Origin of the sequence: Streptococcus sp. FDAARGOS_192 (assembly GCF_002073815.2) — a bacterium.
Lineage (GTDB): Bacteria > Bacillota > Bacilli > Lactobacillales > Streptococcaceae > Streptococcus > Streptococcus salivarius_H.
Map to the genome: position 1 here is coordinate 114,233 of NZ_CP020431.2, position 16,637 is coordinate 130,869.

Below are 16,637 nucleotides of genomic sequence, written 5' to 3' on the forward strand. Positions count from 1 at the left end.
GAAATCCGAGAATCAACTTCTCGGATTTTTGTTTATTTGAATTTGTAGTCTTTCACAACTTCAACGGAATTAACCGTTACATTTTCTTTTGGTTTGCTGTTGTCATCGACTTCAAGGTTTGCAATGGTATCAACGACATCCATGCCTTTGATGACTTGTCCAAAGACAGTATATTTGGTATCACCAGCTGGGTAACCACCTTTTTTGTAGGCGTCAATGATAGGTTTTGGATAGCCAGCATTTCCTAGTTGCTTGCTTTGATCGTCCTTGTTTTGAACAATGTAGAATTGGCTGCCATTTGAATTCTTAGCACCAGTATTGGCCATAGCAAGTGCGCCACGGATGTTGTAGAGGAATGGTGTAGGCTCAACAGCGAAACCTTTCTTCCAGATAGATTCTCCGCCAGTACCGTCACCCTTAGGGTCACCACTTTGAATCATGAAGTCCTTGATGACACGGTGGAAGGTAAGACCATCATAGTATTTGTCCTTGGCATGTTTCAAGAAGTTTTCAGAAGCCTTTGGAGCAAGTGTAGGGAAGAGTTTGACTGTGATATCACCCTTTGAAGTGTGGAGGATAACTTCAGCTTCGTCCTTACCGACCTTGTCAGACAACTGTGGAAAGGCATCTTTTCCAGATTTTTGGGCTTTTTCTAATTGTTTAGTGAATATCTTATTATCAACATAAGCATCTCCACGAACGACGCGTGCGATGTTCTCACGAAAGGCAAAACCTAGGCCTGCGATAACAAGTACAATAATTAATGGAATGTACTTTTTAATGTTTTTCATATATAACTCCTTTGGTGCATTATACCTACTATTGTAGCAGAAAAAAACCTTTTGGGAAACGGTTAACAGAGGTCTTTAAATATGGTAGAATGGAACTATCAACAAGAAAATGAACATGGGACTAGATATAGGGAAAGGTTGCCTCAGGCTAAAAAGTGAGGGCTGACTTTTGGAAGGACGCATGCTACTTGCTCTTATCAGAGATAGGTGTCTAAATTCTAACTATAGAAAACTTCGCTAAGCTGAAGGGGCCTCTTGTTTGGATTTCTTGAAAAAAGGAGATTTTTATGTCAACTAAAGCAGAATGGGCTGAACTCTTTGAGTCGGTACACGGGCGTAAGCCTAGCCCCCAAGAATTTTTGGATGCTAAAGCAGCTGACTTTGATACAAGTGCTTTGGCTGCTCAAGCAGCATCTGTAGAAGCACCAGCTAATGAACCTGTCGCTGAAGAAGTAGCTCCAGAACCAGTTGCTACTGAAGAAGTCACAGAACAAGATGACATCGCAGATGTAGCTGAAACAGCTGAGGATGCCGTCGCAGAACAAGCAAGCAGTGAATCACCATTTGGTGCAGAAGCTTTCTCAGAAGCACCTGTGCAACAACCAACACCACAATTTGATTCAAGCATGTTTGAAAAGGCACCTATCTCATCAGCTCAAGGATTTGGAACAGTTCCTAATCCAGCAGCAGCTGGCTCAGCAGATAAACCTCTTTTCAATCTTATCTTGCCAATCGTTGCGATTGCACTTTCAGTAATCTTTGCAGTCTTGGCATGGTTTGTAGGTCCTGCTTGGCTCTTCATCATCTTGACAGTCCTCGCAGTTGCGGTGGCAGTTGTTTCACTTGTCTTTAGCCTTAAATCAAGCAAGAAATTGCTTTCAATCATTGCAACAGGTGTTGCTGGTCTCATGCTCTTTGTGTCTATTGGTGGTTTGATTTTCCAAATCTCTCAAAACGCTAGTGATAACACAAGCTCAAGCAAGACATCAAAAGTTGCTGATAAAGACGATGATGCTGACAAGAAAAATGATGACAGCGATTCAAAATCTGACTCTAAATCTGATTCAAAAGGTGATAGCACTGACGTCAACGATTACATTGACAAAAATGCTAAATTTGACTGGAATGAATCTAAGTTCCAGAAATTGAAAGTCGGTAAAGATACCGTTAAGTCTATCATCAAGACTTATGGTAAGGCTTCTGATGCACAAATCTCTGGCGATGAGATGAAGTTGAACTACTCTGGTAAAGACTATGGTGAAAGTGTTTACCTAACCTTTACGAAACAATATGATGGTACATTTATCTTGTCATATGCTTCAGGTAGATTCCCTCAAGATAAGGTAGAAGTTGATAAGTCTTATAAAGCTGACTGGACAAAAGAACAGTTTGATGCTCTCAATAAGGGGGATTACACTGATCCATCAAACGGTACAAAACTTGAAGATGTCGTTAAGGATCACCCTAAAGCTTCAAGTGCAGAATACACGATTTCAACATCTCGTCAAGGTGAATTCAAAAAAGAAATGACTATTTCTTATAGTGATTATAAGGCTGAAGATGGCAAACTCAAGAGTGTTTACTTGTCATTTGATACCAAAGAAGGTGAAGATACATTCTACCTTACTTATAAATCAGGTCCAGATGAGGATTAATTAAGGGACAGGAGGGGAAACCTTCCTTTTTTTTCTTGATAAAAGGAGAAAGCTATTGAAATTCTTAAATTATACATTCGAGCAAAGTCAGTCTCTTGTCACTAAGGAGACCGTAGAAAAGCTCAATCAAAAAGGAAGCTGGAAACGATTTATTGGCTTGTTAATCACTTCAATTGTTATTTATTTCTTCTCCATTGCTATGCCCATGTTTATAAAAGGATTGACAGTTGATCAAAATCCAACATTTTCTTGGATTCAGTGGCCAGTCATTCTCTTGTATGTAGTCATGTATCTGATCTATCTTTTCTTTTCAATAAAGTACAGAAGAAGCCCGATGAAACTAAAATTCTGCACCTACTTTTATATGGTCGTCTTACTCGCTATCTTTACAGTATGTGCTGGTATAATGATGATGACACGACGAAATATTGTCAGTATACTATCGGGGGCTATGTTTCTTCTGTCCATTTATTATTTGATTCGAACGGTTCCCCGTAAACTGAGAGAAGCCGTTCAAAATCAGACAGAGTTTAGCCCTATGGTAGCTCTTGTAACCGAAAAAATTTCAGATGGCTTGGTCTTTTTAGGAGGAACGGGGATTACAGCTGGACTGGTACTGTTTGACCGCTCTACCGGGAGCGACATCAGAGGGAGTATTGATGCAGTTTTGATGCCCCTAATGCCTGCTATTTTTGTCTTTGCGACTTATGTCTTTTCCATTGATTTGCTACGAGGCTATTACCTCTTCAAATACTCCGAGCGATATAGAGAGCAGTTTGGCTACTCAGCTAAGGACTGGTATGGCGAGAAGTCGAAGGAGTATAGGAGGATGCAGGGGTAAGGTGCATAGAGAAGACCAACAGGTTTTGAAGTTAATTATAAGATTGATGGAAACGTAATAAAGATGATTAAAGTTAATGAAAGTGTAACTACAAAAGTAGAAGCTTCAAAAATATGAAGGTCGTAGTCCAACGTTTTGGTCTCGAAGACAAACAAAAGTTTATGAAAATATAGACTTTAAAATAGTACAGCTTAATTATTATAAAATTTCACTGTCTTTAGATTCTAATGTACTGCCATTTCGTACTTTTAAGAGGTAATATTCTCCTCGTTGCGTAATGACTTGGAGCGTTGCATCCTAGTTTCTAAGGACGTTGCGCATATTTTACTATTCGTTGTGTGCTTTTAGTCATGGGTCTTGATAAATTTAAAGTAACAAATCTGAGGAGGTATTCTTAATGTTACAATTTATTAAGAAAAACAAAACTAATTTTATATGGGTGCTTGCTTTTGGATTAATGGGGTTGATACTGAAACCTTTAGTTAATTTATTGGTCAGTTTATCAAACAAATATCCGTGGGTTACGAGAATGTTATTGTTTCTATTACTCGTTGCTACTTACTTTATTTATAAACTTCCTCTCTATATAATATTAATAGCAATTTTGTTGATAGAGCCTTTTATCGAAGAATAGAAATAAGCTAGGGGTATTAAAATGGACATTGCTACGTTGATTAAAGAATATAGAACTAAAACAGGTATGACTCAGCAAGAACTTGCAGATAAAGTATTTGTTACTCGTCAGACGATTTCTAAATGGGAATTAGGAAAAAGTGAACCTGATAATGTTTCACTGGAACTATTATTTAAAGAGATGAATATTGAAAAAGAATCTCAAAAAGGCATTAAAGCTAATTTAATTAGCAGAAAAAATATTTTACTTACAATCATTGCCGTTTTATTCTCTCCATCGATACTTATCATTAGACTATTGGTACTTAAAATAGGCAAGATAGAAAATAAAAGATTAGTCATTTTGATCAATACCTTTCTCTTTATAATAATTGGCATTTATCTGAAGAGTTTAAAGGATAATGTATACTTTGGTTTCTTGGGAATCATTGCAATTGCTTATAGCCTTTATAGTTTTTATAAGCTTAGTTTGGAGATTAAAAAAGACTAGATACATAGCTATACATTTAAATATAAAAAACTAGTCTTACTAATACTAGACTGTATATATGTGCAAGATTTCTAAAGGATGAAGTTATGTCAGTAATCTACTCAAAAGTAAAAATGTCAAATAATATTTTTGAAGCTTGTAAATTGGTAAGAAACTTTATGACTATACCAATTAGTGAGATAAAAAATAGGATTCAAAAGGGAGAAGTTTTATTAGAATGTAATTATCTAGATTTAGAGGAATTGATAAAAATGAGGACCCTCCTAGAAAGTCTTGAAACATTAGGTGCTCAAATATATTTATATGAAGGAGATTACGAGGTAAGTATGGAATTCCTTAGTAATACAATCGAGTCATATAAGGGTATTGCTGAAGATAGAGAAAAGATAGATGAATTGATGTTTTCTGATGAGTAATAAATAAACCATAATGTGAACTGCCCCCAAAAAGTGTGATAGAGAAAATCTAACTTTTGGGTGCAGTTTCTTTTCTTCTTCCATCCATTTTCATGAGATGGCTTGTCACTTAAGCACCTAAGGTAGTCTCAAAAAATTCTCTCTTATATCCGATTTTATTTTCATAAGACGAGATTAAAGTATGATAAAATAAAGAAAAAGAGATAAAGGAGTCAGCTATGGCAACTAGAGAAGAATGGGTGCGTCACTTTGAGGACGTCAATGGACGTAAACCAAGTCCTGAGGAGTTTATGGAAGCTAAGAAAGAGGGTTTTGTCATTGCTTCGGAGGAACCAAGTGCCCAAGTGTCTGAGCAGGTTGAGGCTAAGCAGGTGGATAGTTCTGAAGCTACTGAAGAGGTGACAGCTGACTCAGTAGCAGATACGCAACCAGAAGAGGCTCAGGTGGCATTAGAGGAGGAAGCTCCTAAGCCAATGCCTGAGTTGAATATGGAGAAAGAGCAAGAAAAAGAAACTCCAAAGGCAAGTCAGATACCTTTGGAAAACCCTTATTACAAACCAAAAGTAACCAAGAATAATGCTTTTGTTAATATTGCTTTGCCGATTATTATCCTAGTTTTGGGGATTCTATTCGTCATTTTGTCTTGGACGCTTCCTTTCGGTTTTGTCTTTACTTTCCTTGCTTTCTTCCTTATCATTCTAGCTATTGTGACTTTGGTTTTGAGTCTGAAGTCGACACGCAAGGCACTTTCTATTATTGCCCTAGTCATGTCAATCATCTTCTTCATGACTTCGCTTGCTGGAGCAGGCTATCAAGCAGTGAAATTTGTCATGAACCATGCTGAGCAGTTCCAAAGTGATGGTCACGATAGAGCTTATCTGTACATCGATGAGAATTATAAGTTTGACTGGACTGAGGATCAGTTTAAGGAGTTGAAGGTTGGTACTTTGACATTGGACGAGGTCTTGGATACTCACGGTAAGGCGACTGATGCCGAGTATAGTGATGCTTACGAGGAAGATAAACCAGATTTACTAGATCTTACCTATAGAAAAGAAAACACAGATGGAAACAACTATGTTCGTTTGACTTTTGAGAAAAAAGACGATGTTTATGTTTTGAAATCTGCCTCAGCAACCTTCGACTATGATAAGGTCAAAGAAGTTGATGACTATCATAGCAACTGGACAAAAGATGACTATGAAAAGTTGTCTGTAGGTACACAAGCTGATTTGCTCAAGGGGACACGACTTTCTGAGGTGGTTGAAAAACACCCAGAGGCTAGCTTCACTTATCATGAAATGACACAAACTGAACAAGGCGATCTCACTCAGTCAGTCAGTCTTAGCTACCGTGATTATAATCCAGAAAGTGGAAAGGTAGATGCTGTTCGTTTGACCTTCGACTATGACAAACGTGAAAACGAGTACTTCTTGACAGACAAATCAGACGAATAAGACTACATTTTAATTAATTCAAGCTCAGGGTTGCCTGGGCTTTTTAGTATCAACAAAAGAGGATAAAATCTGGTATAATAGAAATGATTGATTTTTCAAGAAAGAAGTGTCACACATGAACATACAACAACTACGTTATGTCGTAGCCATTGCCAATAGCGGAACCTTCCGCGAGGCAGCCAGCAAGCTCTTTGTGAGTCAGCCTAGCCTTTCGGTGGCTATCAAGGATTTGGAGCAGGAGCTGAATTTCCAAATTTTCACCCGTACAACGACGGGGGCTGTCTTGACCAGTCAGGGCATGACTTTTTACGAGCGTGCGCTTGAGGTGGTACGCAGTTTTGATAGTTTTGAAAATCGCTATCTCAATGCTTCTGAAAAGGGCAACCAGTTTTCAATTGCCAGTCAGCACTATGACTTTTTGCCACCTTTGATCACGACTTTTTCAGAGCGTTACCCTGATTACAAGGATTTTCGTATCTTTGAGTCTACGACCATTCAGATTTTGGATGAGGTAGCCAAGGGGCACAGTGAGATTGGGATTATCTATTTGAACCGTCAAAATAGTAAGGGAATCCATCAAAATATGGACAAGCTTGGGCTTGAGGCTATTGATTTGATTCCGTTTAAAACGCACATTTATCTCCGTAAGGGGCATCCTCTGGCTAAAAAAGAAAGTCTTGTTATGGAGGATTTGGCGGCCTTGCCTACAGTACGTTTCACTCAGGAGAAGGACGAGTACCTTTACTATTCTGAAAACTTCGTGGATACATCAGATTCGTCTCTGATGTTTAACGTGACAGACCGTGCGACTTTGAACGGTATCTTGGAACGTACGGATGCTTATGCGACGGGATCTGGTTTCTTGGATGCACAAAGTGTGAACGGGATTACGGTTATTCCGCTTGAGGATAATTTGGATAACAAGATGGTTTATGTCCGTCGTAAGGGGATTAACTTGTCATCTTGTGCTCTTAAGTTTGTCAATGTTATGTTTGACTACTTTGATACATACAAACCATAGGAGGACTTATGCGTAAGGTTGCGATTCCTTTGGCTATCTTGGCTCTGATTGGTTTGGATCAGTGGGTTAAGCATTGGGTTGTGGCAAATATTGCCCTTAACCAAGTTATCAAGGCTATTCCTGGACTTTTCAGCTTGACCTATCTACAGAACCGTGGTGCTGCCTTTTCGATTTTACAGGATCAGAAATATTTCTTTGTGATTTTGACGGTTCTAGTGATTGGTGCGGCTCTGGTTTATCTGGTTAAAAATTACCAGAAGAGTCTTTGGTTGGTGCTATCTTTGGTTTTGATTATCTCAGGTGGTATTGGTAACTTTATTGACCGTGTGCACTTGGGTTACGTGGTTGATATGGTTCAGCTTGATTTTATTGATTTTGCAATATTTAATGTGGCAGACTCCTATCTAACGGTGGGGGTACTGCTCTTGATTTTAATCTTATGGAAAGAGGAAAATGGAAGTCATCATTAAAGAGGCGGGAAACCGTCTGGACAAGGCTTTGGCAGATTTGACAGAATTGTCACGTAGTCAGGCCAATGAAGCGATTAAGGCTGGAACGGTCTTGGTTAATGGTAAGTCGGCAAAGGCCAAGTATGCGGTTAAAGAGGGTGATGTCATCACCTATGAATTGCCAGAAGAAGAGGTCTTGGAATACAAGGCTGAAGATATTCCTTTGGATATTATCTACGAAGATGCGGATGTGGCAGTAGTCAACAAACCTCAAGGCATGGTTGTCCATCCATCAGCTGGTCACACGTCTGGTACCTTGGTCAATGCTCTGATGTACCATGTCAAGGACCTCTCGTCTATCAATGGTGTGGTTCGTCCAGGAATTGTTCACCGTATTGACAAGGACACGTCTGGTCTCCTTATGATTGCTAAGAATGATAAGGCTCACAATGCTTTGGCGGCTGAGCTTAAGGATAAGAAGTCCCTTCGTAAGTATGTGGCTATCGTGCATGGCAATCTACCTAATGATCGAGGCGTGATTGAGGCTCCGATTGGGCGTTCGGACAAGGATCGCAAGAAGCAGGCAGTTACAGCTAAAGGAAAACCTGCAGTTACACGATTTACCGTTCTTGAACGTTTTGGCAACTATACTTTGGTAGAGTTGCAGCTGGAGACAGGTCGCACGCACCAGATTCGTGTGCACATGGCTTATATCGGTCACCCGGTGGCGGGAGATCCTCTTTATGGTCCACGTAAGACCCTCAAGGGCCATGGACAATTTCTACATGCTAAGACTCTCGGTTTCACACATCCTACGACTGGAGAATTGGTCGAATTTACAGCGGAAGAACCTGCTATTTTCAAGGAAACCTTGGAGAAGTTGAGAGAAGCGTAACAGTTATTAAACGGATAGTCTTTCTTGGGAGGGGCGTCCGTTTTTTCCTTGTAAAAGAGTCTGAAATTTGCTATAATTTACCTAATTAAATAAGTCCTTTAATCACTGTCCAGAGAGGCAGGCAAGGAGCCATGAGAAGTGTACGGGTGAACTGTACTCATATTTTTGTGTATCTCCTTGTTTTCGAGGGGATTTTTTTGTATTTAGAAAGGTTCTTTTTATGAAGAAAAAAGAGATCGTCGATGACGTAACCATGAAACGTGCCATTACACGTATCACTTATGAGATTATTGAGCGTAACAAAAATCTCGACAAGATTGTCTTGGCTGGTATTAAGACACGTGGTGTTTATATTGCACAGCGTATCCAGGAGCGCTTGAAACAGTTGGAAAACCTTGATGTGCCATTGATTGAGCTTGACACTAAAGCTTTCCGTGATGATGTTAAGGCTGAACAAGACACATCTGTTTTCCCTATTGAAATTGATGGTACAGATGTTATCCTTGTGGATGATGTGCTTTACACAGGTCGTACGATTCGTGCAGCTATTGATAATATCGTTAGCCATGGACGTCCAGCGCGTGTTGGTTTGGCTGTCTTGGTTGACCGTGGTCACCGTGAATTGCCAATCCGTGCGGACTATGTTGGTAAAAATATCCCAACTAGTGAGTCAGAAGAAATCGAAGTTTTGGTCGCAGAAGTTGATGGCAAAGATAGCGTCAACATTATTGATCCAAGCTAAGTTGACTGACGGATAGGGTAATATGCCCTTTGTATCTTGTTAATTGAACACGCCCTAAGCCTTGTGCAAAAAAGATAAATATTCTTAGGAGCTGGCGCTCCGTCATCATATTTCCTATTTTTGCTTTAGGCTTTAGACGGGCTTTGTATCTTGTTTAATTGAACACGGGACTCATTTCTTAGGAAAAAAGATAAGTCTCCTAGCACTCTTTGGAGTGCCTTGTCGACTTCCTATTTTTCTACAGAAATGTTTAGCTACGCTAAAACGTCCCTTTGTATCTTAATTTTAAGGAGTCCTTTGATATCGTGAATAACGTAAAATATGATGTGAATGATATGCCAAAACCTGGTTTATTGGTTGGTTTGTCATTCCAGCACTTGTTTGCCATGTTTGGTGCGACGGTGCTTGTGCCGATTTTGGTTGGGATTGATCCCGCTATTGCTCTTTTCTCATCTGGTTTGGGAACTTTGGCTCACTTGACGGTGACCAAGTACAAAATTCCAGCTTACATGGGGTCTAGTTTTGCCTATATTGCGGCTATGCAGACACTTATGAAGACTGATGGCATTGCGGCAGTGGCTCAAGGTGCCATGGCAGGTGGTTTGGTTTACTTGCTTGTGGCTCTGATTGTTAAGTATGCGGGTAAAGACTGGATTGATAAGGTCCTTCCACCAATCGTGGTTGGTCCCATTATCATGGTGATTGGTTTGAACCTTGCAGCCAATGCAGTCAATGATGCGACAACTTTAAATAAAAGCTATAGTATCTATGCTCTATTGATTTCGATGGTGACCCTCTTTGCGGTTATCCTCTTTAACATGTATGGCAAGAAGATTGTCGGTGTCATCCCAATTTTGCTTGGTTTAGTTGTGGGCTATATTTTCTCAGCGGTTCTTGGTTTGCTGACAGGACATAGTTTTATCAATTTCTCAGAGGTAGCTGCGGCACATTGGATTCAAGTTCCCAACTTTGACATTCCATTTGTGGATTATAGTTTTAAGCTTTATCCAAGTGCGATTTTGACCATGGCTCCGATTGCCTTTGTGACGATGACTGAACACTTTGGTCACGTCATGGTTCTAAACAGTTTGACTGAGCGTGATTACTTCAAAGATCCAGGACTTGACCACACCCTTACTGGTGATGGTTTGGCACAGATTATCGCTGGTTTCTTTGGAGCTCCTCCGGTAACTTCTTATGGTGAAAATATTGGGGTTATGGCCCTCAGTAAGGTCTACTCAGTTTACGTTATTGCGGGCGCAGCAGTGATTGCGGTCTTGATGAGCTTTATTGGTAAGCTATCAGCACTCTTGCATTCTATTCCAACTCCTGTATTGGGTGGATTATCTATTGCCCTCTTTGGGGTTATCGCTGCTAGCGGTTTGAAAATTTTAGTTGAACATAAGATTGATTTTGATAATAAAAAGAATCTCTTGATTGCTAGTGTTATCTTGGTATCTGGTATCGGTGGTTTGATGATTGACCTTGGTGGTCTTCAAATTACGGGTGTGGCAAGTTCAACCATTCTTGGTATCTTGCTTTACCAAATCTTGCCAGATCCTAAAAAAGGTAGCAAAGAATAGTCAATCAATTTAAAAGGAAAAACTATGGCGATTGCAGATGGAAAAGTGTCACTGAAACATTTGGTGACAATGGAAACCCTCACGAATGAAGAGGTCTTGGGCCTGATTCGTCGAGGTGGAGATTTTAAAAATGGCAGAGCTGATTTCCAGCTGGATCGACAGTATTTCGCTGCCAATCTCTTTTTTGAAAATTCAACACGAACGCACAAGTCCTTCGAAGTGGCGGAGAAAAAACTTGGCCTGGATGTGATTGAGTTCGATGCTGGAACTAGCTCGGTGAACAAGGGTGAGACCCTCTATGATACGATCTTAACCATGTCTGCTTTGGGCGTTGACATCTGTGTGGTCCGCCACTCGGAAGTCGATTACTACAAGCAGTTGATTGATAGTAGGACCATCCAGACCTCTATTGTCAATGGTGGTGATGGTTCAGGGCAACACCCAAGTCAGTGTTTGCTTGACTTGATGACCATTTACGAAGAGTTCGGAACCTTTGAAAATCTTAAGATTTGTATTGCAGGTGACATTACGCATTCGCGTGTCGCTAAGTCAAATATGCAGATTCTCAAGCGTTTGGGTGCTCAGCTTTATTTTGCTGGTCCGGCAGAGTGGTACTCGAATGAGTTTGATGTTTATGGTCAGCATGTGGCCATTGACGACGTCATTGAGGACTTGGATGTTCTCATGTTGCTTCGTGTTCAGCACGAGCGTCATGGGGATGACAAAGGATTTTCAAAAGAAGACTACCATGCTCTCTATGGTTTGACTGAAGAACGTTATGCCAAGTTAGCTGATCAGGCGATTATCATGCACCCTGCTCCGGTTAATCGTGATGTGGAGATTGCTGATAGTCTGGTTGAGGCGCCTAAGGCTCGTATCGTTGCTCAGATGCAAAACGGGGTCTTTGTCCGTATGGCAATTATTGAAGCTATTTTAAATGGCAAAGCGTAAACAACGTTAATCGATTCCTGAGAGAATCAGACGAAAAAGAACATGGGCTAAATCTTTGAAAAGAGACAAATCTTCCTAGAGGCTGGAGCTTCTCTGTCAGATTTGATTTTCATTCAGATTTTAACGCCCTTTGTATCTTAGTGAAAGGAACAATTTACTATAATGGCAAAACGTTTACTTATTTTGGAAGACGGCACTATTTTTGAAGGTCAGGCCTTCGGTGCTGATGTGGATGTGACGGGTGAAATCGTCTTTAATACTGGTATGACAGGTTATCAAGAATCTATCACAGACCAGTCTTATAATGGTCAAATTTTGACTTTTACTTATCCACTTGTTGGTAACTACGGTGTTAACCGTGACGACTATGAGTCAATTAAGCCAACGACTAAGGGTGTCGTTGTGTCAGAGGCTAGCCGTCGTGCCAGCAACTGGCGTAACCAAATGACCTTGGATGAGTTTTTGAAGGCGAAAAACATCCCTGGTATCTCTGGTATTGATACACGTGCCTTGACTAAAATTATCCGTCAACACGGTACCATGAAAGCCACTTTGGCCAGCCCTGGTGACAGTATTGAGCACTTGCAAGATCAATTGCGTGCGACTGTTTTGCCAACCAACAATATTGAGCAGGTATCAACTAAGACAGCTTACCCAGCACCGGGTGTTGGTAAAAATATCGTTTTGGTTGACTTTGGTCTCAAGCACTCTATCTTGCGTGAGTTTTCAAAACGTGATTGTAACGTGACTGTTGTGCCACATGATATCACTGCTGAAGAAATTCTCCACCTCAATCCAGATGGTGTGATGTTGTCAAATGGTCCAGGTAACCCTGAAGATGTACCGTACGCACTTGATATGATTCGTGGCATCCAAGGTAAAATTCCAATCTTTGGTATTTGTATGGGTCACCAGTTGTTTAGTTTGGCTAATGGTGCCAAGGCCTACAAGATGAAGTTTGGTCACCGTGGATTTAACCACGCGGTTCGTGAAATTGCGACTGGTCGTGTTGATTTTACAAGCCAAAACCATGGTTATGCCATTGACCGTGAGTCACTTCCAGATTGCCTCATGGTAACACACGAAGAAATTAACGATAAGTCAGTTGAAGGTGTTCGTCACCGTGACTTCCCTGCATTCTCAGTGCAATTCCACCCAGATGCAGCACCTGGTCCACACGATGCTAGCTATCTCTTTGATGAGTTCTTGGAATTGATTGATGCTTTCCAAGCTGAAAAAGCACGTCGTTAATTGCAACTGTCTAGTGACTATAGTGGGGTGTGACTCTTGTTCGCCCCAGTCTACTACCTTATTTAATGACAACCAGAGAGTTGTCAAATAGAAAGGAGAAGATACAGGTTCACGGAAGTGAACACGCCCTAAGGACTGTGTGAAAAAGATAAACGGTGACTAGACGCTTGAGCGTCGTCGTCACGTTTCCTATTTTCACTGGGTCCTTAACGGGCTTTGTATCATAAATTATGCCTAAACGTTCTGATATTAAAAAAATTATGGTTATCGGGTCTGGTCCTATCATCATTGGTCAGGCTGCTGAGTTCGACTATGCTGGTACGCAAGCGTGCTTGGCCTTGAAAGAAGAAGGTTACAGTGTTGTCCTTGTCAACTCTAACCCTGCGACAATCATGACTGATAAAGAAATCGCAGACAAGGTTTACATTGAACCAATTACGCTTGAATTTGTCACACGTATTCTTCGTAAAGAGCGTCCTGATGCTCTCTTGCCAACACTTGGTGGACAAACTGGTTTGAACATGGCAATGGAATTGTCAAAAGCTGGCATTCTTGAAGAGCTTGGAGTAGAGCTTTTGGGAACAAAATTGTCTGCCATTGACCAAGCCGAAGACCGTGACCTCTTCAAACAATTGATGGAAGATTTGGAACAACCTATTCCAGAATCTGAAATCGTCAATACGGTTGAAGAAGCAGTTGCCTTTGCGACAGAGATTGGCTACCCAGTTATCGTTCGTCCAGCCTTTACCCTTGGTGGTACTGGTGGTGGTATGTGTGCCAACGAAGAAGAACTTCGTGAAATCGCTGAAAATGGCTTGAAATTGTCACCAGTAACACAATGTTTGATTGAACGTTCTATCGCTGGTTTCAAGGAAATCGAATACGAAGTTATGCGTGATGCCGCAGACAATGCTCTTGTGGTATGTAACATGGAAAACTTTGACCCAGTTGGTATCCACACAGGGGACTCAATCGTATTTGCCCCAACGCAAACCTTGTCAGATATTGAAAACCAAATGCTTCGTGATGCCAGCTTGAAGATTATTCGTGCCCTTAAAATTGAGGGTGGTTGTAACGTACAGTTGGCTCTTGACCCTAATAGCTTCAAGTACTATGTTATCGAAGTAAACCCACGTGTGTCTCGTTCATCAGCCCTTGCCTCAAAAGCAACTGGTTACCCAATCGCCAAATTGGCAGCCAAAATTGCTGTTGGTTTGACACTTGATGAAATGATTAACCCAGTCACTGGTACAACTTACGCTATGTTTGAGCCAGCTCTTGACTATGTGGTTGCTAAGATTCCGCGTTTCCCATTTGATAAATTTGAACACGGGGAACGTCGTCTTGGTACTCAAATGAAAGCAACTGGTGAAGTTATGGCTATCGGTCGTAACATCGAAGAGTCACTTCTTAAAGCCTGCCGTTCACTTGAAATCGGTGTTTACCACAATGAAATGCCTGAACTTGCGGATGTCACAGACGACGCCTTGGTTGAAAAGATTGTCAAAGCTCAAGACGACCGTCTCTTCTACCTTTCTGAAGCCATCCGTCGTGGTTATACTATTGAAGAATTGTCAGAGTTGACTAAGATTGATATTTTCTTCCTCGACAAATTGCTCCATATCTTCGAATTGGAACAAGAATTGGCTACTCACGTAGGCGATGTTGATGTTTTGAATGAAGCTAAACGTAACGGTTTCTCTGATCGTAAGATTGCTGATCTTTGGAATCAAACAGCTGACCAAGTTCGTGCGACACGTTTGGAGAATAACATTGTTCCTGTTTACAAGATGGTTGATACCTGTGCGGCTGAGTTCGAGTCATCAACACCATATTTCTACTCAACTTATGAGTGGGAAAATGAATCAATCAAATCTGATAAAGAATCTGTCATCGTTCTTGGTTCAGGACCTATCCGTATCGGACAAGGCGTTGAGTTCGACTATGCGACAGTTCACTCTGTGAAAGCTATCCAGGCTGCAGGTTACGAGGCCATCATCATGAACTCTAACCCTGAGACGGTTTCAACAGACTTCTCAGTTTCAGATAAACTTTACTTCGAACCATTGACCTTCGAAGACGTGATGAACGTTATCGAATTGGAACAACCTAAGGGTGTCGTGGTTCAGTTTGGTGGTCAAACAGCCATCAACTTGGCAGAGCCATTGTCTAAAGCTGGAGTGAAAATCTTGGGTACACAGGTTGCTGACCTTGACCGTGCCGAAGACCGTGACCTTTTTGAACAAGCCCTTAAAGACCTCGATATCCCACAACCACCAGGACAAACAGCGACAAATGAAGAAGAAGCGGTTGAAGCAGCTCGTAAGATTGGCTTCCCAGTTCTTGTTCGTCCATCATACGTTTTGGGTGGACGTGCCATGGAAATCGTTGAAAATGAAGATGACCTTCGTTCTTACATGCGTACAGCCGTTAAGGCAAGTCCAGACCACCCAGTCCTTGTTGATAGCTATATCATTGGACGTGAGTGTGAAGTGGATGCCATCTCTGATGGTAAGGATGTCTTGATTCCAGGTATTATGGAACACATCGAACGTGCAGGGGTTCACTCAGGGGACTCAATGGCAGTTTACCCTCCACAAACTCTCTCTAAGAAAATCCAAGAGACTATCGCTGATTACACTAAACGCTTGGCTATCGGTCTTAACTGTATTGGTATGATGAACATTCAGTTCGTTATTAAGGACGAAACTGTCTATGTTATCGAGGTTAACCCACGTGCCAGCCGTACGGTACCATTCTTGTCTAAAGTGACTGATATCCCAATGGCACAAGTTGCTACTAACTTGATTCTTGGTAAATCATTGGCTGAACAAGGTTACAAAGATGGTCTTTACCCAGAAAGCAAGCATGTCCATGTTAAAGCACCAGTCTTCTCATTCACAAAATTGGCTAAGGTAGATAGTCTCCTTGGACCTGAAATGAAATCAACTGGTGAAGTTATGGGTACAGATGCGACTCTTGAAAAAGCCCTCTATAAAGCCTTTGAAGCTTCTTATCTCCATTTGCCAACCTTTGGTAATGTCATCTTTACTATTCATGATGATACGAAAGAAGAAGCCCTTGATTTGGCTCGTCGTTTCGATGCTATCGGTTACGGTATCTACGCCACTGAAGGAACAGCTAAGTTCTTGAATGAACATGGAGTTCACGCAACGCTTGTTAACAAATTAGGTGAAAATGACGACAACGACATTCCAGCCCTTGTTCGTACAGGTAAAGCGCAAGCTATTATCAATACGGTTGGTAACAAACGTACTTATGACGAAGATGGAGCAGCAATCCGTAGCTCTGCTATCGAAGCAGGAATCCCACTCTTCACAGCGCTTGATACAGCAGATGCCATGGTGCGTGTGCTTGAAAGCCGTAGCTTTACAACAGAAGCTATCTAATTTTAAAACAGAGTCTCAGCCTTGCTGGGACTTTTTTCTTACACAAATGTAA

Annotated in this window: 15 protein-coding genes; 14 read left to right on the plus strand and 1 reads right to left on the minus strand. The window is 41.1% G+C overall.

Going from position 1 to position 16,637, the window contains the following annotated elements:
• Positions 1–32 precede the first annotated feature (32 nt).
• A complete protein-coding gene (locus A6J31_RS01595) occupies positions 33–791 on the minus strand; it encodes a peptidylprolyl isomerase (protein WP_037599655.1) in 759 nt (252 codons plus the stop codon).
• A gap of 287 nt (positions 792–1,078) precedes the next feature.
• Between A6J31_RS01595 and A6J31_RS01600 the strand changes: the two genes are divergently transcribed.
• The 14 genes from A6J31_RS01600 to carB all read left to right on the plus strand — a co-directional run bounded on the left by A6J31_RS01600 (position 1,079) and on the right by carB (position 16,585).
• Entirely contained in the window at positions 1,079–2,446 is a 1,368-nt protein-coding gene (locus tag A6J31_RS01600; RefSeq protein ID WP_037599657.1) for a hypothetical protein, read from the plus strand.
• 55 nt (positions 2,447–2,501) lie between these two features.
• Positions 2,502–3,287, plus strand: a complete 786-nt coding sequence (locus tag A6J31_RS01605; RefSeq protein WP_037599658.1) for a hypothetical protein — start codon at positions 2,502–2,504, stop codon at positions 3,285–3,287.
• A 397-nt stretch (positions 3,288–3,684) separates the two neighbouring features.
• Positions 3,685–3,921, plus strand: a complete 237-nt coding sequence (locus A6J31_RS01610; protein WP_037599660.1) for a hypothetical protein — start codon at positions 3,685–3,687, stop codon at positions 3,919–3,921.
• 21 nt (positions 3,922–3,942) lie between these two features.
• Positions 3,943–4,410, plus strand: a complete 468-nt coding sequence (locus A6J31_RS01615) for a helix-turn-helix transcriptional regulator (RefSeq protein WP_037599662.1) — start codon at positions 3,943–3,945, stop codon at positions 4,408–4,410.
• 86 nt (positions 4,411–4,496) lie between these two features.
• Positions 4,497–4,826, plus strand: a complete 330-nt coding sequence (locus A6J31_RS01620) for a hypothetical protein (RefSeq protein WP_048790465.1) — start codon at positions 4,497–4,499, stop codon at positions 4,824–4,826.
• 218 nt (positions 4,827–5,044) lie between these two features.
• Complete coding sequence (locus A6J31_RS01625) at positions 5,045–6,283, plus strand: CD20-like domain-containing protein (RefSeq protein ID WP_037599664.1); 1,239 nt, start codon at positions 5,045–5,047, stop codon at positions 6,281–6,283.
• A 115-nt stretch (positions 6,284–6,398) separates the two neighbouring features.
• The gene (locus A6J31_RS01630) at positions 6,399–7,304 is read left to right on the plus strand and encodes a LysR family transcriptional regulator (RefSeq protein WP_002886225.1); all 906 of its coding nucleotides are present in this window, start codon (positions 6,399–6,401) and stop codon (positions 7,302–7,304) included.
• Between the two features lie 8 nt (positions 7,305–7,312).
• Complete coding sequence (lspA, locus tag A6J31_RS01635) at positions 7,313–7,774, plus strand: signal peptidase II (protein ID WP_014634033.1); 462 nt, start codon at positions 7,313–7,315, stop codon at positions 7,772–7,774.
• Positions 7,758–8,648, plus strand: a complete 891-nt coding sequence (locus A6J31_RS01640) for an RluA family pseudouridine synthase (RefSeq protein WP_002886027.1) — start codon at positions 7,758–7,760, stop codon at positions 8,646–8,648. The genes lspA and A6J31_RS01640 overlap by 17 nt, the downstream gene beginning before the upstream one ends.
• A gap of 220 nt (positions 8,649–8,868) precedes the next feature.
• A complete protein-coding gene (gene pyrR, locus A6J31_RS01645) occupies positions 8,869–9,390 on the plus strand; it encodes a bifunctional pyr operon transcriptional regulator/uracil phosphoribosyltransferase PyrR (RefSeq protein WP_002886175.1) in 522 nt (173 codons plus the stop codon).
• Positions 9,391–9,695: 305 nt separating this feature from the next.
• Positions 9,696–10,973 carry a uracil-xanthine permease family protein gene (locus tag A6J31_RS01650; protein WP_037599667.1) on the plus strand — a complete coding sequence of 426 codons (1,278 nt, stop codon included), beginning with the start codon at positions 9,696–9,698 and terminating at the stop codon, positions 10,971–10,973.
• A gap of 24 nt (positions 10,974–10,997) precedes the next feature.
• Positions 10,998–11,924: an aspartate carbamoyltransferase catalytic subunit gene (locus A6J31_RS01655; RefSeq protein WP_002890256.1), complete on the plus strand. Its 927-nt coding sequence runs from the start codon at positions 10,998–11,000 to the stop codon at positions 11,922–11,924.
• A gap of 162 nt (positions 11,925–12,086) precedes the next feature.
• Positions 12,087–13,175: a carbamoyl phosphate synthase small subunit gene (locus A6J31_RS01660; RefSeq protein ID WP_002885900.1), complete on the plus strand. Its 1,089-nt coding sequence runs from the start codon at positions 12,087–12,089 to the stop codon at positions 13,173–13,175.
• Between the two features lie 230 nt (positions 13,176–13,405).
• Positions 13,406–16,585 carry a carbamoyl-phosphate synthase large subunit gene (gene carB, locus A6J31_RS01665; RefSeq protein ID WP_080610319.1) on the plus strand — a complete coding sequence of 1,060 codons (3,180 nt, stop codon included), beginning with the start codon at positions 13,406–13,408 and terminating at the stop codon, positions 16,583–16,585.
• Positions 16,586–16,637 lie beyond the last annotated feature (52 nt).

What these genes read in the sequence shown, in the direction of transcription:
- A6J31_RS01595 (WP_037599655.1), bottom strand. Translation starts at nt 791, where the DNA reads ATGAAAAACATTAAAAAGTACATTCCATTAATTATTGTACTTGTTATC.
- A6J31_RS01600 (WP_037599657.1), top strand. Translation starts at nt 1,079, where the DNA reads ATGTCAACTAAAGCAGAATGGGCTGAACTCTTTGAGTCGGTACACGGG.
- A6J31_RS01610 (WP_037599660.1), top strand. Translation starts at nt 3,685, where the DNA reads ATGTTACAATTTATTAAGAAAAACAAAACTAATTTTATATGGGTGCTT.
- A6J31_RS01615 (WP_037599662.1), top strand. Translation starts at nt 3,943, where the DNA reads ATGGACATTGCTACGTTGATTAAAGAATATAGAACTAAAACAGGTATG.
- A6J31_RS01620 (WP_048790465.1), top strand. Translation starts at nt 4,497, where the DNA reads ATGTCAGTAATCTACTCAAAAGTAAAAATGTCAAATAATATTTTTGAA.
- A6J31_RS01625 (WP_037599664.1), top strand. Translation starts at nt 5,045, where the DNA reads ATGGCAACTAGAGAAGAATGGGTGCGTCACTTTGAGGACGTCAATGGA.
- A6J31_RS01630 (WP_002886225.1), top strand. Translation starts at nt 6,399, where the DNA reads ATGAACATACAACAACTACGTTATGTCGTAGCCATTGCCAATAGCGGA.
- lspA (WP_014634033.1), top strand. Translation starts at nt 7,313, where the DNA reads ATGCGTAAGGTTGCGATTCCTTTGGCTATCTTGGCTCTGATTGGTTTG.
- A6J31_RS01640 (WP_002886027.1), top strand. Translation starts at nt 7,758, where the DNA reads ATGGAAGTCATCATTAAAGAGGCGGGAAACCGTCTGGACAAGGCTTTG.
- pyrR (WP_002886175.1), top strand. Translation starts at nt 8,869, where the DNA reads ATGAAGAAAAAAGAGATCGTCGATGACGTAACCATGAAACGTGCCATT.
- A6J31_RS01655 (WP_002890256.1), top strand. Translation starts at nt 10,998, where the DNA reads ATGGCGATTGCAGATGGAAAAGTGTCACTGAAACATTTGGTGACAATG.
- A6J31_RS01660 (WP_002885900.1), top strand. Translation starts at nt 12,087, where the DNA reads ATGGCAAAACGTTTACTTATTTTGGAAGACGGCACTATTTTTGAAGGT.
- carB (WP_080610319.1), top strand. Translation starts at nt 13,406, where the DNA reads ATGCCTAAACGTTCTGATATTAAAAAAATTATGGTTATCGGGTCTGGT.